This is a genomic window from Novosphingobium sp. 550D (assembly GCF_057401885.1).
Map to the genome: position 1 here is coordinate 2,414,613 of NZ_CM171613.1, position 25,144 is coordinate 2,439,756.

Here is a 25,144-nt window from a genome sequence, read left to right on the forward strand (position 1 = left end):
TGTGTCGGGCGCGGCGTTGGAAATATTAAAGCCTGCGGCGCAGCTTAATAGCGCCGCAGGCTTTTATTTTTATAAGGTGCGCTACGCGGCGATGAATGCCCAACTCATTTATGGGATTGCAAAGGGATGAATCCCTTTGCCCGCCGGAGGCAAAACTTCTCTTCTTGATTTCCCCTTTTGTTCTCCCTACGATGCGTCCCATGGCCAAACCGAAACGTCGCTTCGTCTGCTCTTCCTGTGGCAGTGTTACCAACCGCTGGCAGGGGCAATGCGCCGATTGCGGGGAATGGAACACGCTGGGCGAGGAGGCGCCGCAGACGGTTTTTTCGGCCAAGCATGATTTGTCGAGCGGCGGGCGGGCGATCCTGTTTGAGCCGCTGGACAAGGCCGATGACAAGCTGGTGCGGCGCAGCACGGGCATTGCCGAGTTCGACCGCGCGCTGGGCGGCGGGTTGGTGCCGGGCAGCGCGATTTTGATGGGCGGCGATCCGGGGATTGGCAAATCGACCTTGTTGTTGCAGGCCAGTGCCAAGGTGGCGCAGGCGGGTGGGCTTGCCGTTTATATCAGCGGCGAGGAAGCGCCCGGACAGATCCGATTGCGCGCGGAACGTCTGGGTCTGCAGAGCGCGCCGATCCGTCTGGCCAGTTCGACATCGGTGCGTGACATCCTGACCACGCTGGGGGGGATGGAGGCGCCTGCGATTCTGGTGATCGATTCGATCCAGTGCATGCATTCCGATCAGATCGAGGGCGCGCCCGGCACGGTCAGTCAGGTGCGCGGCTGTGCCTTTGAACTGATCCGCTATGCCAAGGAAAATGGCGCGGCGTTGGTGTTGGTGGGCCATGTGACCAAGGATGGCAGCATTGCCGGCCCCCGCGTGCTGGAGCATATGGTTGATGTCGTCATGGCGTTCGAGGGCGAGCGCAGCCATCAATATCGCATTCTGCGCAACCTGAAAAACCGCTTTGGCCCGGTCGATGAAATCGGCGTTTTCGCCATGGCGACCAAGGGGCTGGAAGAGGTTTCGAACCCGTCGATGCTGTTCCTTTCGGGGCGCGAAAACCCGGTTCCGGGCAGCGCGGTTTTTACCGCCATTGAGGGGACGCGCCCAGTTCTGGTCGAAATTCAGGCGTTGATTGTACGCTTGCAATCGGGCGCGACACCGCGGCGGGCGGTGGTGGGCTGGGACAATGGGCGTCTGGCCATGCTGCTGGCCGTGCTGGAGGCGCGATGCGGGCTGAATTTTTCGTCCTGCGAAGTCTATTTGAATGTCGCGGGTGGCTATCGTCTGGCCGATCCGGCCGCTGATCTGGCGGTGGCGGCGGCATTGGTTTCGGCCTTGGCGGACAAGCCTTTACCCGCGCGATCTGTGTGGTTTGGCGAAGTGTCGCTGGCCGGTGAAATTCGCCCGGTGGCCCATGGCGGGTTGCGTTTGCGCGAAGCGGCCAAGCTGGGCTTTTCGCAAGCCTATGGGCCGGAGGAAAGCGGCGGTCCCGGTGATCCGGTTGCCGATATGAAGCATCGCGTGATCAATCTCCTGCCAAATCTCGTTGACCGCATCGTGGGGGACGAATAACCCCATGAACCTATGACCGGATTTGATATTCTTGTGCTTGTGGTGGTGGGCTTTGCGGCCACCTTTGGTTTCCTGCGCGGTTTTGTGCAGGAGGCGATTTCGCTTTTCGCCGGTGTGGTGGCGATTGTGGCGATCCATTCCTTGCACACGCCTTTGGCGCAGGTGCTCACGCCGCATATCGGCACGGAAAGCGGGGCCAGTGTTCTGGCCTTTTTCCTGTTGTTGATCGTGCCTTATGTGCTGGTAAAGGGCGTGGCGAAATATCTGGGGACGGCCAGCCGTGCCTCGGCTCTTGCACCGGTGGACCGGGTGTTGGGCTTCGGCTTTGGCGCGGTAAAGGGTACGTTGATCATCGTGCTGGGCTATTCGGTTCTGGTGCTGGCCTATGACACGATCTGGGGGCCAAAGGGGCGTCCGGGCTGGATCACGCATTCGCGTACCTATAATTTCATCGACGCCAGCAGCGAGGCCTTGGTGAAGATGATTTCGCAGCGCCGCCGCGACGCCGCCGAAGAACGCGCCAAGGAGGGTGACGAACCTGTCGCCAAACCCACCACCAAAGCGTCGAGCCACGCGGCCAAGCGCAAAGCGCATCGAACGGTCGATTGATATGGCATCCGTTGCCGCGCTTTATACGCCCGAAGTGCTGATGCTGGCGACCGGGTTGGTGCAATATCGGTGGGACGACCAATTCATGCTGCAAGGCTCGGCACGTTCGCCCAGTTGCGGCAGCACTTTGAAGGTCGGGATTGATCTTGACGGCGATGGTCGGATCGAACGGATCGGGCTTGCCGCGCAGGCATGCGCCATCGGTCAGGCATCCAGCGCGATCATGGCCCATGCCGCCATCGGGCGCAGCATGGATGATTTTGTGCAGGCCGAAAGCGCTTTGTTGCGCTGGTTGGGTGGAGAAGGGGACTTGCCTGATTGGCCGGGTCTTTTGGCCATTGCGCCCGCGCGCGAATTTCCCGGTCGCCACGGCGCGATCATGCTGGGTTGGCGCGCAGTTCTGCAGGCCTTTGCCAACGGCAGGAACGACGCAGCCGCGATCCTATAAATGCAATTGTGACAAACCACTGCCGCGCAGCAGCAATATGTTGCACTGCACCTCTATCCGGTGTTAGCCTGCACTATAACTCTGGGAGAAGAGAAGCGCGCATGACCGATAAGGCAGAAGGCAAGAGCGATACGGTTATCATCAAAAAATACGCTAACCGTCGTCTCTATAATACCCAGTCGTCGAGCTATATCACGCTGGATCACCTGTCCAAGATGACGCGCGAGGGCGTGGAATTCCGTGTGCTGGACGCAAAGTCGGGCGCTGATATCACGCACCAGATCCTGACCCAGATCATCATGGAAGAAGAAGCCAGCGGCGAGCAGATGCTGCCGGTGAATTTTCTGCGCCAGTTGATCGGCATGTATGGCAATTCGATGCAGAGCCTTATCCCGCATTATCTCGAAGCCAGCATGGAGCAGTTCCGCGCCAACCAGATGAAGTTGCGCAAGGCGTTTGAGGACAGCATCGAGAGCAATCCGCTGGCCCGATTGGCCCAGCAGAATATTGCGATGTTTCAGGCCGCCGCCGCCGCTTTCATGCCCGGCGCAGAAGGGGGGGCGCCCAAGCCCGCCGAAACGCCGCGTGAGGCCGAAGAGGACGTCGGCACCAAGTCGGAGATCGATGCGCTGCGCAATCAGATGCTTGAAATGCAGAAGATGCTGGACAAGCTGGCCAAGTAAGCGATTTTGCGTGGCCCGGCATCGGCTGGGCCGCGCCATTAATGGAACCGCGGCGCATCATTTTTGGCATGCGCACAGTTTTTTGCAAAAAACCGGTTCCCGTTTTTCGGCGCCTTGCTTAAACGCAGCGCGCCATGAATCAGAAAACGCAAAAGCCCGCCCAGATCCGCCACGCCCTTACCGTCAAGCGTGAGGATGATTTCGCCGCCTGGTATCAGCAGGTTGTCTCCGAAGGTGAGATGGCCGAGGAAAGCGGCGTGCGCGGCTGCATGGTCATCAAGCCGTGGGGCTATGGCATTTGGGAGCGCATCCAAAAGATCATGGACGCCGCGATCAAGGAAGCGGGCGTCGACAATTGCTATTTCCCGCTGTTCATCCCGCTGAGCTATTTTTCCAAGGAAGCCGATCACGTTGAAGGCTTTGCCAAGGAAATGGCGGTCGTCACCCATCACCGCCTGATTGCGGATGGCAAGGGCGGCTTGATGCCCGACCCCGAAGCCAAGCTGGAAGAGCCGCTGATCGTGCGCCCGACCTCGGAAACGGTGATCGGCGCGGCGATGGCGCGCTGGGTGCAATCGTGGCGCGATCTGCCGCTGATGGTGAACCAGTGGGCGAACGTCGTGCGCTGGGAAATGCGCACCCGCATGTTCCTGCGCACCAGCGAGTTCCTGTGGCAGGAAGGCCATACCGCCCATGCTGACCGCGATGACGCGATGAAGGAAACGCTGCGCGCGCTCGAAATGTATCGCAGCTTTGCGGAAAACGTGCTGGCCATGCCGGTCGTGGCGGGTGAAAAGCCGGAGAACGAACGCTTCCCCGGCGCGGTGGCAACCTATTCCATTGAGGCGATGATGCAGGACGGCAAGGCGTTGCAGGCCGGGACCAGCCATTACCTTGGCACCGGTTTCGCCGAGGCAGCGGGCATCCGTTACCAAAGCAAGGAAGGCGCGCAGGAACTGGCGCATACGACCAGCTGGGGCGTGTCGACCCGCATGATCGGCGGCGTCATTATGACCCATGGCGATGATGACGGGTTGCGCGTTCCCCCCGCAATTGCCCCGCATCAGATCATCATCCTGCCCATGCTGCGCGAGGATGACGGCGATGAGGCGCTGCTGGTCTATTGCGAGGAAATCCGCCGCGAATTGCTCAAGCTCTCGGCGCTGGGCGAACCGATCCGCGTGCTGCTCGACAAGCGTCCCGGCAAGGCGACGCAAAAGCGCTGGGCTTGGGTCAAGAAGGGCGCGCCGATCATTCTGGAAATCGGCGGGCGCGATGCGGCCGGCGGCATGGTTTCGGCCCTGCGCCGTGATCAGATCTGGCGCGAGGATGCCAAGACCAATTTCGTGGGCCAGACCCGCGAGGAATTCATCGCCGGTGCCGCCGCGCTGCTGGAGGATATTCAGGCCAGCCTGCACCGCGAGGCGACCGCCAAGCGCGATGCCGCCATCACCAAGGGCATCACCACGCTGGACGATCTGGCCAAGTTCTTCGCCGAGGATCAGCGCTACCCCGGTTGGGTCGAACTGAACTGGGCCCGCCCCACCGGCGAGGCGCTGGAGAAGGTGGTGGAGCAGTTGAAGGCGCTCAAGCTGACGATCCGCAACACGCCGCTGGATGCCGCGCCTGCCGAAGGGCTGTGCCCGTTTACGGGTGAGGCTGCGGTCGAGCGGATTTACGTGGCGCGGGCTTATTGATGCGACTTAAGGGCTATCTTGCGCTGATGATTAGTATGGTGGTTGTCAGCATCGGGTCGGTAGCGATGGCTGCCTTGCCACCCTATCAGCAGAGGACAAGCCCGAAAGCGCCCCTCTCCAGCGCCGCTCGTAACGAGATACAAGCACGTTATTCGAAGACGTTCCTTGCCTGCATTAACAAGCCGGGTGCCAACGCGCTCAGCTTCGTCGATTGCACGGAGCCAGAAATGGACTTGCAGGACAAGCAACTCAACGCCGTTTGGCGCTTGACCCTAGCGCGGTTGCAGCCGACGCCGGGGGGTGCCGGGCGCATCGAGGAATTGCGCAAGGCCGAGCGACTGTGGATCAAACAGCTCGAGCCATTTTGCAGCCTCGCCATGGCCAGGCGCGGCGGCATGATGGCCCAAGCAGACTATTTCCAGTGCGAAATCGACGAAACCATCCGCCGCACCATCTGGCTGGAAAAATTACTCTAGTTTGCCCCCTTGCGCGGGCGCGCGGGCGTGGCACATTCGCGGCCATGATCCGCCACACGCTTCTCGCCGCCGCTCTGCTGCCCGCCGCCGCATTTGCCCAAAGCGCCCCCCGAAATGCGCCATCGCCTGAACGCCTGCGCGCCACGGTGTCCTCGCTGGTGGGCTTTGGCACGCGCCACACGCTCTCCTCGCAGGATGATCCCAAACGCGGGATTGGCGCGGCGCGCACTTGGGCAGGGGAACAGTTCCGCCAGATCAGCGCGCAATGCGGCGGATGCCTTTCCATCGAATTGCCCGAACGTATGGTGACCAGCGCCCGCATTCCGACGCCGGCGCGTCTGGTCAATGTCGTGGCCATTCAAAAGGGCACCGAGCGCCCCGATGAGGTGACCATCATTCAGGCCCATATCGATACGCGCGTCTCCGATGTGATGAATGCCACCGCCGATGCGCCGGGCGCCAATGACGATGGTTCGGGCGTCGCCTTGGTGCTGGAGGCGGCGCGCATCATGTCCAAACGCAAATTCCCGACCACCGTGGTTTACGCCATCCTGTCCGGCGAGGAGCAGGGATTGCTGGGCGGGCGTCTGCTGGCCGATGTGGCGGCGGATCGCGGGTGGAAAGTGAAGGCCGTGCTCAACAATGACATTGTGGGCAACACACGCGGTTCCGATGGTCTGGTCGACGATACCCATATTCGCGTTTTCTCCGAAGGGCCGCGCGCCAATGCCGACGCGAAGCTGACCGCCGCCCAACGCCGCGAAGGGGGCGAGAATGACAGCCCCAGCCGCAATCTCTCACGCTTTATCGCGGGGCTTTCGGCGCGGGATCTGGCGGTGCGACAGGTGTGGCGCGCGGATCGGGTGGGGCGCGGGGGCGATCATCTGCCCTTTGAGGAGAAGGGTTTTCCCGCTGTGCGCATCACCGTGGCCGTTGAAAATTACGACCATCAGCATCAGGACATCCGCCGCGAAGGGACAACCCAATATGGCGACACGATCGAATTCATGGACTTCCCCTATCTGGCCCGCGTGACCGCGCTCAACATCCGCGCGGCCAGTGCGATTGCGGCGGCCCCCATGCCGCCGACCGTGACGCAAAAGATTGCCGTCTCGCCCGATACTGACCTGAAATGGAACGCCATACCGGGCGCGGCGTCTTACTTGATCTGGCGCCGCCGCACCGATGCGTCCGGGTGGGAGGCCAAGCCCTTTGCCACCACGCGGGACACGGCTATGACGTTCAAGGGGCTGCGCGGGGACGACTGGTTTCTGGGCGTGTCGGCGGTCGGCGGCAATGGCGCGCAAAGCCCGATTGCCAGCGCGCTTCCGGGCGGATCGTATGAAAGGGTCAAACCCTGACGCTTGTATTGAACGCGCTTTGGGGCCAAGGCGTGATCCATGGCCTTTGACAAACGAACCTCTCGCAAGCCCGGCAAACTGACGATCCGCAGCAAGGACGCCCGTGGCAAGATTGAACCCGGCATGCCCACGCGCCATCAGGTGCTGGAATTCATCGCCGAGGCGCAGGAAGAAGTGGGCAAGCGCGAGATTGCCAAGGCGTTTGGCCTCAAGGGGGCCGAAAAGATCGAACTCAAGGCCCTGCTCAAGGATATGGCCGAGGAAGGTTTGATCGACGGCAACCGCACCGCCTATCACCGCATGGGCGGCGTGCCCAAGGTTACGGTGCTGCGTGTGATCGGGATTGAGGATGGCCTGCCCATCGCGGTTCCCGACAAATGGGAGCCTGATGATGCCAGCCCTCCGCCGCGCCTGACCGTGGTGGAACAGCGCGTGGCGCAGAAAAAAGGCCCGCAGATGCGCGGTGTCGGCGCGCTGAAACCGGGCGACAAGATTCTCAGCCGGACCGAGGAAACCGCCGAAGGCATGGTGGCCTTCCCCATGAAGAAGCTGCCCAATTCGGCCGAAGCCATCATGGGCGTGGTCGAGGTTGATGGCGCGGGCAAGGGGTGGCTGGCGCCGGTTGATAAACGTGAGCGCCATGCCGCGCCGATTGCCGATCTGAACGGCGCGGTCGAAGGGCAATTGGTCATGGCCGAACCCGCCGGACGTAGCCCCCGCGCAGGTGTGCGCGTGACGGTCGTGCTGGGCGATCCGTTGGCGCCTAAGAGCTTCAGCCTGATTGCCATCCACAAACATGGCCTGCCGCATGTCTTCTCCAGCGAGGTGATCGGCGAGGCGCAGGCTTCGTCGCGTCAACCACTGAGCCGGGATCAGCGCGAGGATCTGACGCATTTGCCTATCGTCGCGATCGATCCGGTCGATGCGCGCGACCATGACGATGCGATCTGGGCCGAACCGGATGGCGAGGGTGGCTGGCGCGCCGTGGTGGCGATTGCCGACGTGTCCTTCTATGTCCGCCCCGGCGGCGCGCTGGATCGTGAGGCGCGCAAGCGGGGCAATTCGGTCTATTTCCCCGACCGCGTGGTGCCGATGTTGCCCGAAGTTTTGTCGGCCGATGTCTGCTCGCTCAAGGCTGGCGCGCCGCGTGCGGCCATGGCGTGCCACATGACGATTGACGCCGAAGGGCGGATGACTTCCTTCCGCTTTACCCGCGCCATTGTGCAGATCGCCGAAGTCATCGCCTATGAGGAGGCCCAGCGCCGCATCGACGCGGGTGAGGCCGAGGCGCATCTGGTCAACCTGTGGGGCGCGTGGAAGGCGCTGGCCACGGCGCGCCAGAATCGCGATCCTCTGGAACTAGACTTGCCCGAAAGGCGCGTGGTTCTGGATGAAATGGGGCGCGTGGCGCAGGTTGCCCTGCGTGAACGATTGGACGCGCATCGCGTGGTCGAAGATTTCATGATCGCGGCCAATGTCGCGGCGGCCAAGGCGTTGGAAAGCAAGACCGCCCCGGTGGTCTATCGCATCCACGAACCGCCAAACCGCGAAAAGCTGATTGCTCTCAAGGATTATCTGGCCACGTTTGAACGCAAGCTGGCGCTGGGTCAGGTGATCACGCCCGCGCTGTTCAACCGCATGCTGAAAAGCATCGAGGACGATGTCGAAAAGGCGCTGATCATGGAGGCCGTGCTGCGCAGCCAGACGCAGGCCTATTATGGGCCGCGCAATGCGGGGCACTTTGGCCTGTCGCTGGGGTCCTATGCCCATTTCACCTCGCCCATTCGACGCTATTCGGACTTGCTGGTCCATCGCGCTCTGGTCGATGCGTTCCATTTGGAACAGCCGGCGCCTGGTGGCGATCTGCCCGCGCTGTCGGGGCTGCATGGCCGAGATCGTTCGGATCTGGCGCGGATTTGCGATGCGATTTCCACCGCCGAACGCCGTGCGATGGAGGCCGAGCGCGAGACGGTCGATCGCTATGTTGCGGCATGGCTCTCGACCCATGTGGGCGATGTTTTCGATTCCCGCATCACCGGGGTTCAGCGCTTTGGCCTGTTCGCCACGATTCTTGGGTTGGGCGGCGATGGGCTGGTGCCGATTTCGGTGCTGGGCGATGAACGGTTTCATCATGATGAAAAGGCCCAGGTGCTGCGCGGCGAATCGACTGGCACGACCTTTGCCATTGGCGATCGTCTGCGGCTGCGTCTGGCCGAGGCCAATGCCTTGACCGGCGCGTTGAAGTTCGAACCCGAAGACGGGCAGGGCCGTATCGAAAGGCGCGGCGTCCCCTTGCCCGACAAGGCGGGGATGAAACGTCGCGGCAGCCATCTGGTCGGCAAGCGCGGCCGCCCGGCCAACATCCGCCATCAGGGCAAAAAGCGGTGATTAACTGAGGCGGTCGATTTCCGCCTCATCCATTCCGCCGGGAACGATGAACAGCGGGCAGGACAGGGCGCCAAGGCCGGTATCGGTAAAATGGCCGATCAGCGGCCCCTGTCCGCCGCCTGCCGGTGCGCCCAGAACAAGGGCGGCCACTTCGCTGTGCTGCGCCAGATATTCGCGCACAACCTTGACCGGGTCGCCCGACGCAACCGTAATTACGGGCATATGGCCCGATTGGGACAGAACGCTGCCGGCGGCCGATGCGGCGATGGTTTCGGCGCGGGCGCGGGCTTCTTCCTCGATTGTCGCCTGAATTCCGCCAAAGGCCGAAAAGGGCTGGGGCGGGACAAGCGCGAGAATATGCACCTGTCCCTGCGTCTTGATCGCGCGGCGGGTGGCAAAACGCAGCGCCACGCGCGCCTCATCGCTTTCGTCCACGATCACCAAATAGACACGCATCGCATATTTCCTCTGAGCGCATGTTTGCGCTTACCACGCAGATGGCATAAACCGAAACCGCGCGCAAATTTGCTGCTTCCCAAAGGTCACAGGGGGCATAAGATTTGTGGGTTAAGCTATCAAGCACATTCCTATTCGGTGCAAGCATCTTGCCGATTGCGACAATCCCCGGCAGAAGCAGACCGATTCTAAAATTAGCCATAAGGACGAGAAGCCCTCATGCCGATCTCGATCAAGATGCCCGCTTTGTCTCCAACCATGGAGCAGGGGAAACTGGCCCGTTGGCTGGTTAAAGTTGGTGATACTGTCAGTGCTGGCGATATCATGGCCGAGATTGAAACCGATAAGGCTACAATGGAATTCGAAGCGGTGGACGAAGGCACGATTGTGGCCATCGAAATCGCCGAAGGCACCGACAATGTGAAGGTCGGGACCGTGATTGCCCAGCTGGCCGGTGAAGGTGAAGATGCCTCGGCCCCGGTTGCCGCGCCTGCTGCTGCTCCCGCCGCGCCCGCTGCGGCGGCTCCGGCACCTGTTGCCGCGGCGCCTGCCCCGGTTGCTGCGGCCCCAGTCAAGACCGGCGACCGCGTCGTTGCCTCGCCTCTGGCCAAGCGTATTGCGGCGCAAAAGGGCGTCGATCTGTCGGGCGTCAAGGGTTCAGGCCCGAACGGCCGCATCGTCAAGGCCGACGTTGAAGGCGCACAGCCCGGCGCGGCGGCACCTGTTGCGGCGGCGGCTCCGGCTGCTGCGCCCGCACCTGTTGCGGCTCCGGCTCCCTCGGCGCCTGCGGCTCTGCCCGACTTTGGCATCCCGCACGAGGATCTGCCGCTCTCGACGATGCGCAAGACGATTGCGCGCCGCCTGACCGAATCGAAGCAGCAGGTTCCGCATATCTACCTCACGGTCGATGTCCGCCTCGATGCGCTGCTCAAGTTGCGTGCTGAATTGAACTCGGCCTTGACGGGCCGCAAGGTGAAGCTGTCGGTCAACGACATGCTGATCAAGGCTCTGGGTGTTGCCCTGACGCAGGTTCCGCAGTGCAACGTGGCCTTTGCCGGTGACACGCTGCGTCAATACAGCCGCGCCGACGTGTCGGTGGCCGTATCGATCCCCAACGGTCTGATCACGCCCATCGTGACGGATGCCGCGGGCAAGGGTCTGGCCAAGATCAGCACCGAAATGGCCGACCTTGGCAAGCGCGCTAAGGAAGGCAAGCTGGCCCCGACCGAGTTTATCGGCGGCACCGCCAGCCTGTCGAACATGGGCATGATGGGCATCAAGCAGTTTGAAGCCGTCATCAACCCGCCCCAGGGCATGATCATGGCCATTGGCGCGGGCGAAAAGCGCCCCTGGGTGCTGGAAGACGGCAGCCTGGGCGTGGCCACGGCCATGTGTGCCACGGGCAGCTTTGACCACCGCGCCATTGACGGCGCCGATGGTGCGCAACTGATGGCCGCTTTCCGCGAACTGGTCGAAAATCCGCTGGGCCTGCTGGCCTGAGATGGAGGCCTTGACCCTGCGCCCTGCCACTGAGCCGGTCATCCGGGTTACCGCGATGCCCGCCGATGCCAATGCCTATGGCGACATCTTCGGCGGGTGGCTGCTGTGTCAGATGGACATGGGGGCAGGGCTGCTGGCCGCGCGCCATTCGCGCGGCCGGGCCGTGACCATCGCCATGGACGGCGTGCAATTCCTCAAGCCGGTCAAGGTCGGCGATGAGGTTTCGGTCTATGGCGAAATCCGCAAGGTGGGCCGCTCCTCGATGACGATTGCCATCGAGGCATGGCGGCGCGACCGTTTTCAACACGAGGCGCAAAAGGTGACCGAGGCGGTCTTTACCTTTGTGGCTGTCGATGACGCCGGGCGGCCCCGCCCGGTGGTTCAGGAGTAAACAACGTGGCTGAAGCGTATGATGTGATTGTTCTGGGTTCGGGCCCCGGTGGCTATGTCGCGGCGATCCGCGCGGCGCAATTGGGCCTCAAGACCGCGATTGTGGAACGCGAAAATCTGGGCGGCATCTGCCTCAACTGGGGTTGTATCCCGACCAAGGCCCTGCTGCGCAGCGCCGAGGTGTTTCATCAGATGCAGCATGCCAAGGCTTACGGCCTGTCGGCCACGGGCGTTGCCGCCGATCTGGCCGCCGTTGTCGCGCGCAGCCGCGGCGTGGCCAAGCAGCTCAATCAGGGCGTCACGCATCTGATGAAGAAGAACAAGGTGGCCGTTCACATGGGCACCGGCAGGCTGCTGGCCCCCGGCAAGCTGGAAGTGACGGGCGAGAAGGGCGCCGAGACGCTGACCGCCAAGCATATCATCGTGGCGACTGGCGCGCGCGCGCGCGATCTGCCCTTTGCCCCGGCGGACGGCAACCGCATCTGGACCTATCGCCATGCGATGACGCCCAAGGAAATGCCGAGCAAGCTGCTGGTCATCGGTTCGGGCGCAATCGGCATTGAATTTGCCAGCTTCTACAACGATCTGGGCGCGGATGTCACGGTGGTCGAAATGGCCGACCGCATCGTTCCGGCCGAGGACGCCGATGTCTCGGCCTTCCTTGAAAAGTCGCTGACCAAGCAGGGTTTCAAGATCCGCACCAAGACGGGCCTTGAAGGTCTGGTGGCCGACGCCAAGGGCGTGAAGGCCAAGATCAAGGCCCCCGATGGCAAGGTGACCGAGGAAGAGTTCAGCCATGTGATCGTCGCGGTGGGCGTTGTTGCCAACACCGAGAACATCGGGCTGGAAACGCTGGGCATCCCCACCGATCGCGGCATCATCAACACCGATCCCTATGGCCGCACCAACGTCAAGGGCGTTTGGGCGATTGGCGACGTGACGCCCGGCCCGTGGCTGGCGCACAAGGCCAGCCATGAGGGCGTGACGGCGGCCGAAGCCATCGCCAAGGAACTGGGCAACAAGGAGGTGCATCCGCACGCTTTGGACCGCCGCAACATTCCGGGCTGCACCTATTGCCACCCGCAGGTGGCCAGCGTTGGTCTGACCGAGGCCAAGGCCAAGGAAGCCGGCTATACGCTCAAGGTCGGCACGTTCCCCTTCATCGGCAATGGCAAGGCCATCGCGCTGGGTGAGCCGGAAGGCTTCATCAAGACGGTGTTTGACGCCAAGACCGGCGAATTGCTGGGCGCGCACATGATCGGCGCGGAGGTGACCGAACTCATTCAGGGCTATGTGGTGGGCAAGACGCTGGAAACCACCGAGCAGGAATTGATGAACACGGTCTTCCCGCATCCGACCCTGTCGGAAATGATGCATGAGGCAACGCTGGCCGCCTATGGCCGTGCGCTCCACATCTGATCTTTGCCGCGCAGATGGAATGAATAGGGGCGGGGGGCGAAAGTCTCCCGCCCTTTTTCAATGCTTCCTGAAATGCAAGCTGGGGTTATCTGCGCATTAACCATTGATCGCTATCCCCAAACTGACGGGGGAAAAGCGATGTTGAGTCTATTGGGATCATTAGGTTCGATGCTGCGCAATGTGTTTGCGCTGAGTTTTGCCGCGATTTGCGGTCTGTCATCGATGTTGTTGAATGTTCAACAGATTTCGGATCTAGCCTGGAACTCCGCCGGGGGGGCGGTTCTGGTGCTGGTGTTGATCGCGATGGGCTTGATCGCCGGATTTGTGATTCTGGTCTATTTCCTGCGCGAAAAGGGCAGGAAGGAACGCGCAAGATTGGCCTCACTCGATGAGGATCGTGGCGAGGATTTCGATCCCGATATGATCATCGCGCGCCATTTGGCCTATCGGGCCAGCGCGGCCATGCCCCCCAGGGTGCATCGTCCAGCGCCGCAAAGGCCCCGTAATGCACCCGCAAGTTTTGGCCGCAAGCAATTGTGATTTAACGAAGAAGACGCGTAATATGTTCAAACACCGCCGCATGCAACGGCGATGCAAAGGCGCAGCCGATCGCACCATCCTTTTGCCAGACGATCCGTGCCGACAGGAGTTGCAGGCCCGGAATGCGGATGCGCAAAGGTTGTGAGGGGTCGGCCGGTCCATAACGGTTGATGCGAAAGCCGCCGGGCGACAGTTCATCCAGCGTTACGCGTCGCCATTCGGCCATGCCTTGGCGAACTTCACAAACAGTGGAGATTTCAACGCGTTGATTGTCTTCGCGCCCGCCTTGACCGCCGGGGCGTGATTTTCCAAAACCTTGATAATTTTGCATATTCACGAAAAACATGCCTCCTTTGATGCGCTGAATCTTAGAGATAAAAAGTTAACAGGCCGACAAGGTTTTTGCGCGCCGGGGCAAGGATGCAACGGTTTTGAATTCAATTCGTCCGGTTTTTCAAACGTGAAACCACCACAATGCCACCGGCGTCAGCGCCAGATTGAGCAGGCCTGTCAGGACCATGGACAGGCCTGCGATTGCGCCGGCATGGGGGTGTGCGGTTTGAATTTGCGCCGTGCCGATGGCATGGGCGGTTACGCCCACCATCGCGCCCTGTGCCGTCGGGTTGCGCGGGCGGGAATGTTGAATGGCGATTTCGCCCAACAAGGCACCCAAAATGCCGGTTGCGATGACAAAGACGGCGGTTAATTCAGGAATTCCGCCAATCTGGCCCGAAACGGCCATGGCAAAGGGCGTGCTGATCGACCGGGGCAAGAGCGATAGGCGCAGCGTGCCGTCAATGCCCAAGGCGCCCGCCAAGGTCCATGCCGAGAGAATGGACGTGGCGCTGCCCGCAACCATTCCGGCGGCGAGGGGGCGCCAATATCGTGCGATCATCGCGCGTTGATCGTAAATCGGTATGGCAAAGGCCGTAACACTTGGCCCCAGCATCCAGAGCAGCCAGCCCGACCCGGCGCGATAGGCGGCATAGGGTATGTGAAACAGGATCAGGATGGTGCCGATCATTACTGGCGCGGTGATCAGCGGCATCAGCCACCACCGCGTCCAGCGCCTGTGGATCGATCGCGCACAGGCAAATGTGCCCAGCGTCAAGGTTGACCACATAGCGATAGCGACAGGGTCAACCATCGCCATAATCCTGACGTGCGACCATTTGCACCACCATCCCGGTTACGGCCATCACCATCAAAGTGCCGCAGACCACAACCAGCAGCAATTTGAGGCCCAACATGCCGAAAAATTCGGGATGGTCGATGATCGCAGGCACCGCGGGCACGAAAAACAGCAGCATCCGCCCCAGCAAGGCCAGCGCGCCCTCTCGCAAATGTTCGGGGCGCAGCAGGCGAAAACGAAAGGCCAGCAATATCAGTCCAAGCCCAACCACGCTGCCGGGCAGGGGAGAGTGGGAAAGGCGTGCCAGCGCGTCGCCTGCACCATAGAAGGCAAGGATGGCAAAGACTTGCAGGATGACCCTCATACCAGTTTCGCCATCAGGCCGCCACCAGGCGTCGTCGAAAGTCGCAGCGTGAACCCATAGGCCTCGGCAATATCGCGGGCAATGGCAAGGCCAAGGCCGCTGCCGGGCATATGTTCGTCAAACCGACTGCCGATCTCACAGGCCTTGGCGATTTGCCCCTCGCTCATGCCCGGACCGTCATCGACCACGGTGATACGCGGCCCTTGGGTGATGGACAGGACCACCTTGTGACGCGCCCATTTGCCTGCATTGTCCAGCAGATTGGACACAAGTTCGGACAGGTCGACCGGGTCAATGGCCATACGCACCGGTTCGGGGGCGTTGAGTTCAAACACGCGGTCCGGGTGCAATTTGCGCATGGCCGACAACATGGGCAACAGCGCTTCGGGCAAATGGCTGATTTTCAGCGTTGTCCTTGCGCCCGCCGCCGACCGGGTGCGGGCAAGGCGAAAGTCGATCTGTTGCACCATGACATGCGCCTGATCCAGCAAGGCGCGCGCGGCCCTTTCGCTTTCGGGCTGGCGGGCCAGACGCTCTGCTTCGTCCGTAATGACGGCCAGAGGGGTGCGCAAACCATGGGCCAGATTGCCCGCCTCCACCCGCGCGCGTTCGATCACGGCCTCATTGCCCGCGATATAGGCATTCAAGTCCTCGACCAGAGGCGCGATTTCGGCCGGATAGGCTCCTTCGAGGCGGGCGTTGGTGCCTTCACGCAATTGCCCGATGGCGGTGGCCAATCGGTTGAGCGGGCGCAGGCCGAACAGGACCACCGCATAGCCCGTTATCAGCAAAGCCGCCGCCAAAGCCGACAGCCACAGCGTCAATTCCCGCGTGAAATTGGCAATGGCATTGTCGAGATAGCGTTTGTCGACCGCGATCACATAATGAACGACGCGACCGTCGGGGGTAAAGCCGGTAAAGCCATAGGCGATCGTCTTGCCGGTTGGGCCATTGTCGATCGAATGGAAAATTTCGGGCGAATGGGCAATGTCCTCGTCAATCACGCCGCGCACCATGGATGCGGAATGGATGCGGTCGCCCTTGTGTACGGAAACCTGCCAGTAATAGCCCGACATCGGCTCCAGATAGCGTGGGTCGGACAGGGGGCGTGACAGCGATAGGTGGCTGTCCTTGGAAATATTCACCAGTCCGGCCAGTTCGCGGACATGGCCGTAAAGCTCGTCGTGATATTGCGCCTCGATATGGCGGGTGAAAACCCGCGTCGCCGAATACCAGATGCCGCCGATGCCCAGCGCCACCCAGAACAGGATGGCCAGCAGGAAACGCAGGCGCAGGCTATGCGCGGCAAAACGGGCGGGGATCAGCATCCGCTTCATGCTTCGAACCTATAGCCAAGGCCGCGCAAGGTTTTGATCCGGGTGGCCCCCACCTTGCGGCGCAGGCGGCTGATCAAGACCTCGACCGCGTTGAGATCGCGTTCCGCGCCCAGATCATAGAGATGCTCAAGGATGTCGCCCTGCGCCAGAACCTGACCGGGGCGGCGCAGGAACAGTTGCAGCAGGCGAAACTCCTGTTTGGAAAGGGAAAGCGGCGCGCCATCGACCTCTGCATTGCGGCCAACCGGGTCCAGTCGAACCCCGCCCGCCTCGATCCATTGCGCCCTTTGCCCGCTGTGCCGCCGCAGTAATGCGTGAAGCCGCGCCAGCAGTTCTTCGAAACGCACAGGTTTCACCACGAAATCATCGGCGCCCGCGTTCAAGCCTTCGACCTTGTCCTGCCAACTGCCGCGCGCGGTCAGGATCAGTACCGGGCAATCCACCCGCCGCGCCCGCCAGTATCGCAACAGGTCCAGCCCATTGCCGTCGGGCAGTCCGAGGTCGAGGATGATCGCGGCAATCTTGTCCAGATCGGGCCACCCTTCGCCATCGGCCTGTGATCCGGCCACATCCACGGCAAAGCCCGCATCGCGCAGCCGATTGCTCAGCCGGCTTGCCAACTCGCCGTCATCCTCGATCAACAACAGGCGCAAGCCCTTTGTCCCCATTTCCGTTTGCGTCATGTCTCATGGACCTGCCACACGAAACTGACAAGTTCCTGTCAGCTTCGTGGGCCATGGCGACGCCCATGATGCGCAAAAACTCTCTGCTGGCGGCCTGTGCCGCGCTCGCCCTGCTTTCCGCCTGTTCGCGCCAGAGCGAGGAGGCCGCGCCCGAAGCGCCTTCTCCCAAGGGCGACCTGGTGGCGCTGAGTGATGCGCAGGTGGGTCAGTTGGGCATTGTGGTGGAGGCCGCGATCGGCGATGCGCCCATCCCCTTGGCCAGCGTGCCGGGCACGGTTTCCCTGCCGCCCGAAGCGCGCGTGGCGGTAACGTCTCCCTTTGGCGGCACGGCGGTCCGGGTGCTGGTCATTCCGGGGCAGCAGGTGGCAAAGGGTGCGGTGCTGGGGGTCGTCAAGGCCGCCGAATCGGTGCAATACAGCGGCGCCATGGCGCGTTCTCAGGCCGAATTGCCCGTGGCCCAGGCCAATGCGCAACGCCTGACCCAACTGGCGCGTGAAGGCGTCATTGCCCCATCACGCGCCGAGGAAGCGGTTGCCAATCTGCGCGCAGTTCAGGCGACGCTGGCGGAAAATCGGCGCTTGCTGGCGCTGGGCGGGGCCTCGCGCGATGGCACGGTGACGCTGCGTTCGCCGATTGCGGGGCGCGTGGCCAGTGTGGGCGTGGAAACCGGCGGCGCGGTCAGCACCGAGGGCGCGCCATTTGTCGTGGAAAATGTTGCGGCCCTGCGCCTTGACCTGCAATTGCCGCAAAGGCTGGCGGGCCAATTGTACCCCGGCATGCCGGTGGCGGTTGAACAGGATGGTCGGCGCGTAACGGGCAAATTGCTCTCGGTCGGCGCCTCGCTCGACCCGGTATCGCGTTCATTGGTGGCGCGGGCCAGTGTGGCGGGCGATTCCGGCCTGATCCCCGGCAAGGGTGTGACGGCGATTATCGAGGCCCCCGCCGAAAAGGCCAAGGGTGTCAGCGTGCCTCGCAATGCCGTGGCCAATATCGATGGCAAGGATGTGGTCTTTGTCCGCGAGGGCAAGAATTTCCGCCGCCAGACCGTGACGGTCGCGGGTGAGAGCGGCGGGCGCATGGTGATCGGGGGCGGCCTGAACGCCAATGCCCAGGTGGTCACCAAAGGCGTGGCCGAACTCAAAGCCATTTTTACAGGGGCCTGAGCCATGTTGCGCAAACTGGTCGAACGGGCGCTGGCCGCCCGGCTTGCCGTTCTGGCGCTGGCTCTGGGGTTGGCCGGGGTCGGGGTGTGGTCCTTTCTCAACCTGCCGATTGACGCCTTTCCCGACATTTCCTCGACACAGGTCAAGGTGATTCTGAAGGCCCCCGGCATGACGCCCGAAGAGGTGGAAAGCCGCGTCGTCGCGCCCATCGAAATGGAAATGCTGGGCATTCCGCATCAGACCGTTCTGCGCTCTGTGGCCAAATATGCGATTGCCGACGTCACGATCAATTTCGACGACAGCACCGACATCTACTGGGCGCGCAATCAGGTCAATGAACGCCTGACGGGCGTGATGGGCAATCTGCCCTCGACCGTCAGCGGCGGTCTGGCGCCGATTGCGACGCCTTTGACCGATATGTTCATGTTCACCATCGAGGGGCCGCAGGACCTGATGGAAAAGCGCCGCACGCTGGATTGGGTGATCCGTCCCGCGCTGCGCACGGTGCCGGGGGTGGCGGATGTTAATTCGCTGGGCGGTCTGGCCGAAAGCTATGAGGTCGTGCCCGACAATCAGGCCTTGGCGGCGGCCGGCCTGACGGTGAGCGACTTGTCCGAGGCGATCAACACGTCCAACCGCAACGATGGCGCCGGGCGTCTTGTGGCCGGTGAGGAAGCGTTGATCGTGCGTTCATCGGGCGCAATTCGCAACGTGGCGGATCTGTCGGCGGTGGTGGTCAAATCGGCGACCGGGCGCGTCGTTCGCGTTGGGGATGTGGCGCGGGTGCGCATCGGCGCGTTGACCCGCTATGGCGCGGTCAGTCAGGGCGCGCGGGGCGAGGCGGTCGAAGGCATCGTGATCGGATTGCGCGGCGTGGACGCGGCCAAGATCGTCGATGGCGTCAAAGCGCGTCTGGAGGAGTTGAAACCCAGCCTTCCCAAAGGCATGAAGGTAGTTACTTTTTACGACCGTTCGGATCTGATCGAGCGCGCCGTCGGGACGGTCGAAGAGGCTTTGATCGAGGCGACGCTGTTGGTGGTCGTGCTGCTGCTGCTGTTTCTTGGCGATGTGCGGGCCTCGGTCATCGTCGCGCTGGCCTTGCCGATGGCGGTGTTGCTGACCTTTATCGCGATGCGCGCGGTCGGGTTGACGGCCAATCTGATGAGCCTTGGCGGCCTTGCCATCGCGGTGGGGATGCTGGTCGACGGTGCGGTCGTGGTGGTGGAAAATGTGGTGGAGCGTTTGAACGATCCCCGTCATGCTTCGTCAAGCCGCCTGCACAATATTTTTGCCGCTTCGGCAGAGGTTGCAACGCCCGTGGCCAGCGGCCTTGCCATTATCGCGCTGGTGTTCCTGCCTTTGCTGACGCTCGAAGGGTTGGAGGGCAAGCTGTTTGCCCCGGTGGCGCTGACCATCGTGCTGGCGTTGCTTTCGGCTTTGCTGCTGGCGCTGACATTGGTGCCGGTCCTGTCCTTCTTTGGCCTGAAAAAGACCGAAGGGCATGATGTCGCCCATCACGAACCTTGGCTGATGCGCCAATTGGCGCCGCGCTATGGCCGCTTGCTCGATTGGGCCTTTGCCCATCGCAAGTCGGTTTTCGTGGCCGCGGGCCTGTCGCTGGTGGTGGCCGTGGGGGCCTATTCGGTCACGGGCACGATCTTTTTGCCCACGATGGATGAAGGGTCGAGCATCGTTCAGTTGACCAAGCTGCCCTCCATTTCCTTGCCTCATAGTATGGAGATCGACCGGGCCGCGCAAAAGGCGATCATGTCGCAGGTGCCCGAAGTGGCCAATGTCATCTCGCGCACGGGTTCGGACGAATTGGGGCTCGATCCGATGGGCCTGAATGAAACCGACAGTTTCGTCATCCTCAAGCCCCGCAGCGAATGGCGCGTCGGGGACAAGGAATGGCTGGTCAACCAGATCCGCAAGGCCGTGTCCAATCTGCCCGGTGTGGAAACCAGTTTCACCCAGCCGATTGAAATGCGCATTTCCGAAATGCTGACCGGCGCGCGCGGCGATCTGGCGATCCGCATCTTTGGTCCCGACAGCGCCGAACTGGGCCGCCTGGCCGAAGAGGTTCAGCGCCGCCTGCGCGCGATTCCCGGCACCAGCGAGGCGCTGACCATGGCCAATGACAAGGTGGATTACCTTCAGATCGACATCGACCGCACCGCAGCGGGCCGGGTGGGCATGCCTCTTGATACGCTTCAGGATGCGATGCGTTCGGAATTGGAGGGCGTTCGTTCGGGCGTCGTGGCCGACGGTTTGCGCCGCGTGCCGATCCTGATCCGGGGTGAGGGCGAAAGCGCCAATCCCGCCAGCTTTGCCGACCGCCTCTATCGCAGCCCGACCGGTCAGTTGGTCCGCGCCAGCGATGTGGCCAAGGTCGAGCGCACCGAAGGTCCGGTCAAGGTTGAGCATGAAAACGGCTCACGCTTTGCTCTGGTTCAGGCCTTTGTCAGCGGCCGCGATCTGGTCGGCTATGTTCAGCAGGCCAAGGCCGACATCAATGCCAATGTCAAATTGCCGCAGGGCTACCGCCTCGTCTGGGGCGGTCAGTTTGAGAACCAGCAGCGTGCGTCGGCCCGGCTCTCGGTGGTGCTGCCGATTGCTTTGCTGATGATCTTTGTCGTGCTCTACGCCACGCTTTCCTCGGTGCGCGCCTCGCTGCTCATTCTGGTCAATATTCCCTTTGCGCTGGTGGGGGGCATGGTGTCGCTGGCGGCGTCGGGGGAATATCTCTCGGTTCCGGCCTCGGTGGGCTTTATCGCGCTGCTGGGCATTGCCGTGCTCAACGGCTTGGTGATGGTCAGCTATTTCCGCCAATTGCGCGAAGGTGGCATGGATCTGGCGCAGGCCGTTCAGGTGGGCGCGCGCCGCCGCCTGCGTCCGGTGATGATGACGGCCACGATTGCTGCCTTTGGCCTTGTGCCTTTGTTGTTTGCCACCGGGCCGGGTTCGGAAATTCAAAAGCCTCTGGCCATTGTGGTGATCGGGGGGCTGATCACCTCGACGCTGCTGACGCTGGTTCTGTTGCCGATCCTGTATGAGCGATTTGGCGAATCCCGCACGGAGAAAGCCGATGCGTAAGTTTGTTTCGCTCGCCCTGTTCCTGATGCCTTTGCCGGTGATGGCGGCGGTGGTGGCCGAACCGGGCCTGCCGGATCCCGCCGCCGTGGCCCAGGCCTTGGCCAGCCATCCCGGCGTTGAGGCTGCGAACGCGCGCACCCGCGCCGCCGAGGCGGAAATGCATGTGCTGGAACGTGGTCCCTATGACTACAACCTTCAGACCTCGTACAACCGTCGGTCGATTGTTCAGGAAAGCGTTTTTGACGAGTTTGAGGCGCAACTGACCAAAGGCGTGCGCTGGCCCGGCAAGGTGCGTTTGGACCGGGAAATCGGGCAATATGGTCTGACCGCGCAGAAGAACCGCGCCGAGGATGTGCGCCATCAAACCGCGCTGATGCTGGCCGACTATTGGTGGGCGTGGTTGTCGGCGGCCAGCGAGGCGCAGGTCGACCGCGACAGCGTGACCAATTACCAATCCTTGCTGTCGGCGGTCAAACGGCGCGTGGAATTGCGCGATGCGTCCGTGCTGGAGGCGGATCAGACTTTGGCTGCCCTGGAGGCGGCGCGTCTGGCGGCGGAACGTTCGAGCGGACGGGAAAAGGTGGCGCGCAGCCGTTTGCAGGCGCAATTTCCCGCCATGACTCTGCCCGAACACCCGCCCATCATCCCGATGCCGCATGAGCCGGAAGGCGGCTTGACCCATTTGCGCGATCTGGTCTTTGCCCGCAGCCACGAAATTGCGGCGGCAGAAGCAACCGCGCATATGGCCGACGCCAGCGCTGAGCGCGCGCGGGCAGACAAATTGGCCGATCCGCAGGTGGGGGTGCGCGTATTTTCCGACAAGGGCGGGATCGAACGCGGGGCTGGGCTGATCTTCATCATGCCCTTTGGCAATGGGCGACGCAGCGCTCTGGCCGATCAGGCGGGGGCGAATGCGGCGGCGGCCGGGGCTGATCTTCAGGCGGTGCGCCGATCTTTGCAGGAAACTGCCGATTCCGATCTGGCCGGTGCGCAGGCTGCGCTGCACGCATGGGAACGGGCGGACGCGAGCCGCAAGGCGCAGGATGCGGCCTTGCTCAAGGTTCGCCGCGGGTTTCAGGGCGGGGCGCTCGATCTTTCCGAACTGCTTTTGGCCGAGCGGCAAAGTCAGGATGCGGCCCGCGCGGAAAGCATTGCGCGCGGCGACGCCCATGCCGCGATCACACGTTTGCGCATCGACAGCCACCATTTGTGGATTGGTGATGATGAAGACTGATTGATCTGCTAGGCGCACGGGCATGGCCAAGAAGAAGCGTTATCTGACCGCCACCATGCCCGATGGCTATGTCAAGCGGATCGGTCCGACCAGCGACCGTTTCACCCATTACTGGCGCATTGTGGCAGAATTGGCCAATGGCAAGACCGAGGTGTTCTGGGGCCACACGCGATCGCTGGCCGACGCAACGCGGTTAAAGACGGCCGCGTCGGAAGGCGCAAAGATGCGCGGTTGGAAGAGCTATGTCTTCGAAATCGTTGAGGTTGTTGAGGAAGACGCCTGACCGCAGAAGTCGCAAACCGGCCTTGGCCAACAGCTATCTGGGGGTAGGCGACAGGCGGCGCTTGCAGGCGGCCAATCGAGGCCCTAGAGAACGAGACTATGCCCGGAGAAATTCTTGATAACCAGGGGCGTGGCACTGCCGGATGGCATTGGCCCGCCGTACACCCCGAAGCGCGCAAATTTGCTGCGGTTTCTGCCCTTGCCTGCCTTTTGGCGGCGCTTATGGGGTGGAGCTTGTTGGCATGGCCGCTTGGTATTTTAACCTATGGGATTTGCGCGTTTTTCCGCGACCCCCTGCGCGTGACGCCGCGCGGTGACCGCTATGTTGTGGCGCCCGCTGACGGCCTGATCACGCTGATCCAAAAGGTTGCGCCGCCGCGCGAACTGACCATGGAAGATGGCACCGGTACGCCGGGCCTTGGCGATGGCCTTGTCACGCGCGTGTCGATTTTCATGAGCGTGTTTGATGTTCACATCAATCGCGCACCGATCAGCGGCACCGTGACCCGCGTCATCTATATTCCCGGCAAGTTCCTGAACGCTGACCTCGACAAGGCCAGCGAAGAGAACGAGCGCCAGCACATCCTGATTGATCGCGGCAATGGCGCGATGATCGGCTTTACCCAGATCGCGGGCCTTGTCGCACGCCGCATCGTGCCTTTCGTCAAGCCGGGTGATATTATCGGCGCCGGTCAGCGCGTTGGCCTGATCCGTTTCGGCAGCCGCGTCGACGTCTATTTGCCCGAAGGGACCGAACCCAAGGTGTTGCTGGGTCAGCGCACGGTGGCCGGTGAAACCATTCTGGCCGAAATCGGTGAGGTCGGCCTGATCGAGGGCGTAAGCCAGTGAGTGATGGACCGCGTTGGCAAAAGCGTATGCCCGGTGGGCTGACGCTGAGGGCTTTGGCGCCCAATGCCATTACTTCTGCTGCGCTGTGTTGCGGACTGACGGGCATCCGCTTTGCCATTCAAGGCGATTGGGAAAAGTCGGTGCTGGCGGTCATTCTAGCCGGGGTGCTTGATGGCATCGATGGCCGGATTGCCCGCTTGCTCAAGGCGCAATCCCGCTTTGGTGCCGAACTTGACAGTCTGGCCGACGCCATTTCCTTTGGTGTCGCACCTGCGCTGATCGTGTTCCTATGGTCGTTGAAGGACGTTCCGCGTCTGGGCTGGTTTGCGGCTCTGGCTTTTGCGATCTGCATGGCGTTGCGCCTTGCCCGTTTCAATGCCCGCATCGATATGCCCGACGAGCCGCGTAAGCAGGCTGGTTTCCTGACCGGCGTTCCCGCGCCTGTTGGGGCCGGGCTGGCTTTCCTGCCGATCTATCTTTGGATTGCCAGCGGTGGCGATGTTTCGGGCAATCCGATCTTTCGCGATCCGCGCATCGTCGGCGTCTGGCTGGCGTTCAATGCGTTCCTGCTGATCTCGGCCATTCCGACACTCAGCTGGAAATCCATCCGTCCGCGCCGTTCGGTTCGCTTGGAATTGCTGGCTTTGTTCGGCATCGTTTTTGCCGCTTTGCTCAGCGAGCCATGGTTTACGCTGGTGGGGATTTGCGTTGCCTATCTGATCCTGATCCCGGTGGGGTTGATCATGTATGCAAGGGTCAAGCGACCGCGTGGAGCAAGGGTGAGCGAAGCGCGCGCCGATTCTGGGGAATAAGGGAGACCGGCTTAACCGCCGGTCTTTCAATATGTGCCGCAAACGCCGGCGCCGGTGCCGAAAGGCGATCCAGATCTGCCGCCGTCACCTCGCGCAGCGAGGCGTGAATGATGCTTCCCTGTTCAAGCCGCTTGACCTCTGCATGCAGTTTTTTCCACGCAGGGATGAAAGCGCGAGCGCTCTGGATCACCGAAACGATAACAAGGGCGGCAATAAGGCCGGTCATGCCATTGATCACAAGAGTCAGCATCGCGGTATAGTCCTTTGTCCATCCGATCAGGCGCGGCTTGATGCGGCGAATGACCCTGTGTACAACATGTGGATAACCATTAAGAGTTTGAACGGTTCCTATCCGGATCTTTCCGTGTTCCGTTCTGTATGCACTTTGTTCCACCATTGTTCCCGTCGGTCAAGCGCTTTTTGCGGTGAGTTGAAGATTCCTTGCGGTGCCTTCATCACGCCGACATCCAAAATGGGTCTGGATTATTCGGGCCGCAGGCGCTAAGGGCGCGGCACCCGAGAACAAAGAGATTCGCGATCCTGCGGATTTCGCAACCTTGGGCCACCCCACATGGGGCGCACTTTCACCGGTGCCGCAGCGGGATTTCGGGTCTTTCGACCTTGGCCGCACGGTTCCAGCGCCTCAGAGGA

25 protein-coding genes are annotated in these 25,144 nt (G+C 62.1%); 18 read left to right on the forward strand and 7 right to left on the reverse strand.

What is annotated here, in order from left to right:
- Window positions 1-200: 200 nt before the first annotated feature.
- From radA to AC2S2E_RS11395, 8 genes are all read left to right on the forward strand, one after another.
- Window positions 201-1,577 (forward strand): DNA repair protein RadA, encoded by a 1,377-nt coding sequence (gene radA, locus AC2S2E_RS11360; RefSeq protein WP_476104139.1) that lies wholly within the window; start codon window positions 201-203, stop codon window positions 1,575-1,577.
- 12 nt (window positions 1,578-1,589) lie between these two features.
- The gene (locus tag AC2S2E_RS11365; RefSeq protein WP_486522416.1) at window positions 1,590-2,186 is read left to right on the forward strand and encodes a CvpA family protein; all 597 of its coding nucleotides are present in this window, start codon (window positions 1,590-1,592) and stop codon (window positions 2,184-2,186) included.
- 1 nt (window position 2,187) lies between these two features.
- Window positions 2,188-2,634, forward strand: a complete 447-nt coding sequence (locus AC2S2E_RS11370; protein ID WP_486522417.1) for an iron-sulfur cluster assembly scaffold protein — start codon at window positions 2,188-2,190, stop codon at window positions 2,632-2,634.
- Between the two features lie 101 nt (window positions 2,635-2,735).
- A complete protein-coding gene (gene phaR, locus AC2S2E_RS11375; protein ID WP_476104136.1) occupies window positions 2,736-3,317 on the forward strand; it encodes a polyhydroxyalkanoate synthesis repressor PhaR in 582 nt (193 codons plus the stop codon).
- 134 nt (window positions 3,318-3,451) lie between these two features.
- Window positions 3,452-5,014, forward strand: coding sequence for an aminoacyl--tRNA ligase-related protein (locus AC2S2E_RS11380; RefSeq protein WP_486522419.1), 1,563 nt, complete (start codon window positions 3,452-3,454; stop codon window positions 5,012-5,014).
- 35 nt (window positions 5,015-5,049) lie between these two features.
- On the forward strand, window positions 5,050-5,490 hold the full coding sequence (locus tag AC2S2E_RS11385; protein WP_486522420.1) for a lysozyme inhibitor LprI family protein: 441 nt from the start codon (window positions 5,050-5,052) through the stop codon (window positions 5,488-5,490).
- Between the two features lie 44 nt (window positions 5,491-5,534).
- Window positions 5,535-6,851: a M20/M25/M40 family metallo-hydrolase gene (locus tag AC2S2E_RS11390; protein WP_486522421.1), complete on the forward strand. Its 1,317-nt coding sequence runs from the start codon at window positions 5,535-5,537 to the stop codon at window positions 6,849-6,851.
- A 123-nt stretch (window positions 6,852-6,974) separates the two neighbouring features.
- On the forward strand, window positions 6,975-9,239 hold the full coding sequence (locus tag AC2S2E_RS11395; protein ID WP_486524588.1) for a ribonuclease R family protein: 2,265 nt from the start codon (window positions 6,975-6,977) through the stop codon (window positions 9,237-9,239).
- Here the strand turns inward: AC2S2E_RS11395 and AC2S2E_RS11400 are convergent, their stop codons facing one another.
- Window positions 9,240-9,695, reverse strand: a complete 456-nt coding sequence (locus tag AC2S2E_RS11400) for a universal stress protein (protein WP_476104133.1) — start codon at window positions 9,693-9,695, stop codon at window positions 9,240-9,242.
- A 219-nt stretch (window positions 9,696-9,914) separates the two neighbouring features.
- On the opposite strand from AC2S2E_RS11400, the gene AC2S2E_RS11405 reads away from it, so the two are divergent.
- From AC2S2E_RS11405 to AC2S2E_RS11420, 4 genes are all read left to right on the forward strand, one after another.
- Window positions 9,915-11,195, forward strand: a complete 1,281-nt coding sequence (locus AC2S2E_RS11405; protein ID WP_476104132.1) for a pyruvate dehydrogenase complex dihydrolipoamide acetyltransferase — start codon at window positions 9,915-9,917, stop codon at window positions 11,193-11,195.
- 55 nt (window positions 11,196-11,250) lie between these two features.
- Window positions 11,251-11,586: an acyl-CoA thioesterase gene (locus AC2S2E_RS11410; protein ID WP_420540983.1), complete on the forward strand. Its 336-nt coding sequence runs from the start codon at window positions 11,251-11,253 to the stop codon at window positions 11,584-11,586.
- A gap of 5 nt (window positions 11,587-11,591) precedes the next feature.
- Window positions 11,592-13,004 (forward strand): dihydrolipoyl dehydrogenase, encoded by a 1,413-nt coding sequence (gene lpdA / locus AC2S2E_RS11415; RefSeq protein WP_486522423.1) that lies wholly within the window; start codon window positions 11,592-11,594, stop codon window positions 13,002-13,004.
- Window positions 13,005-13,142: 138 nt separating this feature from the next.
- Window positions 13,143-13,544: a hypothetical protein gene (locus tag AC2S2E_RS11420; RefSeq protein ID WP_486522424.1), complete on the forward strand. Its 402-nt coding sequence runs from the start codon at window positions 13,143-13,145 to the stop codon at window positions 13,542-13,544.
- 1 nt (window position 13,545) lies between these two features.
- Here the strand turns inward: AC2S2E_RS11420 and AC2S2E_RS11425 are convergent, their stop codons facing one another.
- The 5 genes from AC2S2E_RS11425 to AC2S2E_RS11445 all read right to left on the reverse strand — a co-directional run bounded on the left by AC2S2E_RS11425 (window position 13,546) and on the right by AC2S2E_RS11445 (window position 17,060).
- Entirely contained in the window at window positions 13,546-13,770 is a 225-nt protein-coding gene (locus tag AC2S2E_RS11425; protein WP_486522425.1) for a PilZ domain-containing protein, read from the reverse strand.
- 228 nt (window positions 13,771-13,998) lie between these two features.
- Window positions 13,999-14,691, reverse strand: coding sequence for an LrgB family protein (locus AC2S2E_RS11430; RefSeq protein WP_486522426.1), 693 nt, complete (start codon window positions 14,689-14,691; stop codon window positions 13,999-14,001).
- Entirely contained in the window at window positions 14,684-15,040 is a 357-nt protein-coding gene (locus tag AC2S2E_RS11435; protein WP_486522427.1) for a CidA/LrgA family protein, read from the reverse strand. Before AC2S2E_RS11435 ends, AC2S2E_RS11430 begins: the two co-directional genes overlap by 8 nt.
- The gene (locus tag AC2S2E_RS11440; RefSeq protein WP_486522428.1) at window positions 15,037-16,377 is read right to left on the reverse strand and encodes an ATP-binding protein; all 1,341 of its coding nucleotides are present in this window, start codon (window positions 16,375-16,377) and stop codon (window positions 15,037-15,039) included. Before AC2S2E_RS11440 ends, AC2S2E_RS11435 begins: the two co-directional genes overlap by 4 nt.
- A complete protein-coding gene (locus AC2S2E_RS11445) occupies window positions 16,374-17,060 on the reverse strand; it encodes a response regulator transcription factor (RefSeq protein WP_476104126.1) in 687 nt (228 codons plus the stop codon). The genes AC2S2E_RS11440 and AC2S2E_RS11445 overlap by 4 nt, the downstream gene beginning before the upstream one ends.
- Window positions 17,061-17,125: 65 nt before the next feature.
- Here AC2S2E_RS11445 and AC2S2E_RS11450 point away from each other — a divergent pair, with 65 nt between their 5' ends.
- From AC2S2E_RS11450 to AC2S2E_RS11475, 6 genes are all read left to right on the forward strand, one after another.
- Window positions 17,126-18,223 carry an efflux RND transporter periplasmic adaptor subunit gene (locus AC2S2E_RS11450; RefSeq protein ID WP_486522429.1) on the forward strand — a complete coding sequence of 366 codons (1,098 nt, stop codon included), beginning with the start codon at window positions 17,126-17,128 and terminating at the stop codon, window positions 18,221-18,223.
- 3 nt (window positions 18,224-18,226) lie between these two features.
- Window positions 18,227-21,316 (forward strand): efflux RND transporter permease subunit, encoded by a 3,090-nt coding sequence (locus AC2S2E_RS11455; protein WP_486522430.1) that lies wholly within the window; start codon window positions 18,227-18,229, stop codon window positions 21,314-21,316.
- Window positions 21,309-22,550 carry a TolC family protein gene (locus tag AC2S2E_RS11460; RefSeq protein ID WP_476104123.1) on the forward strand — a complete coding sequence of 414 codons (1,242 nt, stop codon included), beginning with the start codon at window positions 21,309-21,311 and terminating at the stop codon, window positions 22,548-22,550. Before AC2S2E_RS11455 ends, AC2S2E_RS11460 begins: the two co-directional genes overlap by 8 nt.
- Before the next feature lie 22 nt (window positions 22,551-22,572).
- Window positions 22,573-22,833 carry a hypothetical protein gene (locus AC2S2E_RS11465; protein WP_476104122.1) on the forward strand — a complete coding sequence of 87 codons (261 nt, stop codon included), beginning with the start codon at window positions 22,573-22,575 and terminating at the stop codon, window positions 22,831-22,833.
- A 98-nt stretch (window positions 22,834-22,931) separates the two neighbouring features.
- Window positions 22,932-23,681 carry a phosphatidylserine decarboxylase gene (locus tag AC2S2E_RS11470; protein ID WP_476104121.1) on the forward strand — a complete coding sequence of 250 codons (750 nt, stop codon included), beginning with the start codon at window positions 22,932-22,934 and terminating at the stop codon, window positions 23,679-23,681.
- 26 nt (window positions 23,682-23,707) lie between these two features.
- Window positions 23,708-24,493 (forward strand): CDP-alcohol phosphatidyltransferase family protein, encoded by a 786-nt coding sequence (locus AC2S2E_RS11475; protein ID WP_476104198.1) that lies wholly within the window; start codon window positions 23,708-23,710, stop codon window positions 24,491-24,493.
- On the opposite strand, the gene AC2S2E_RS11480 is transcribed toward AC2S2E_RS11475, so the two are convergent.
- Complete coding sequence (locus AC2S2E_RS11480) at window positions 24,438-24,890, reverse strand: hypothetical protein (RefSeq protein WP_486522431.1); 453 nt, start codon at window positions 24,888-24,890, stop codon at window positions 24,438-24,440. The two genes, AC2S2E_RS11475 and AC2S2E_RS11480, sit on opposite strands and share 56 nt — an antisense overlap.
- Window positions 24,891-25,144 lie beyond the last annotated feature (254 nt).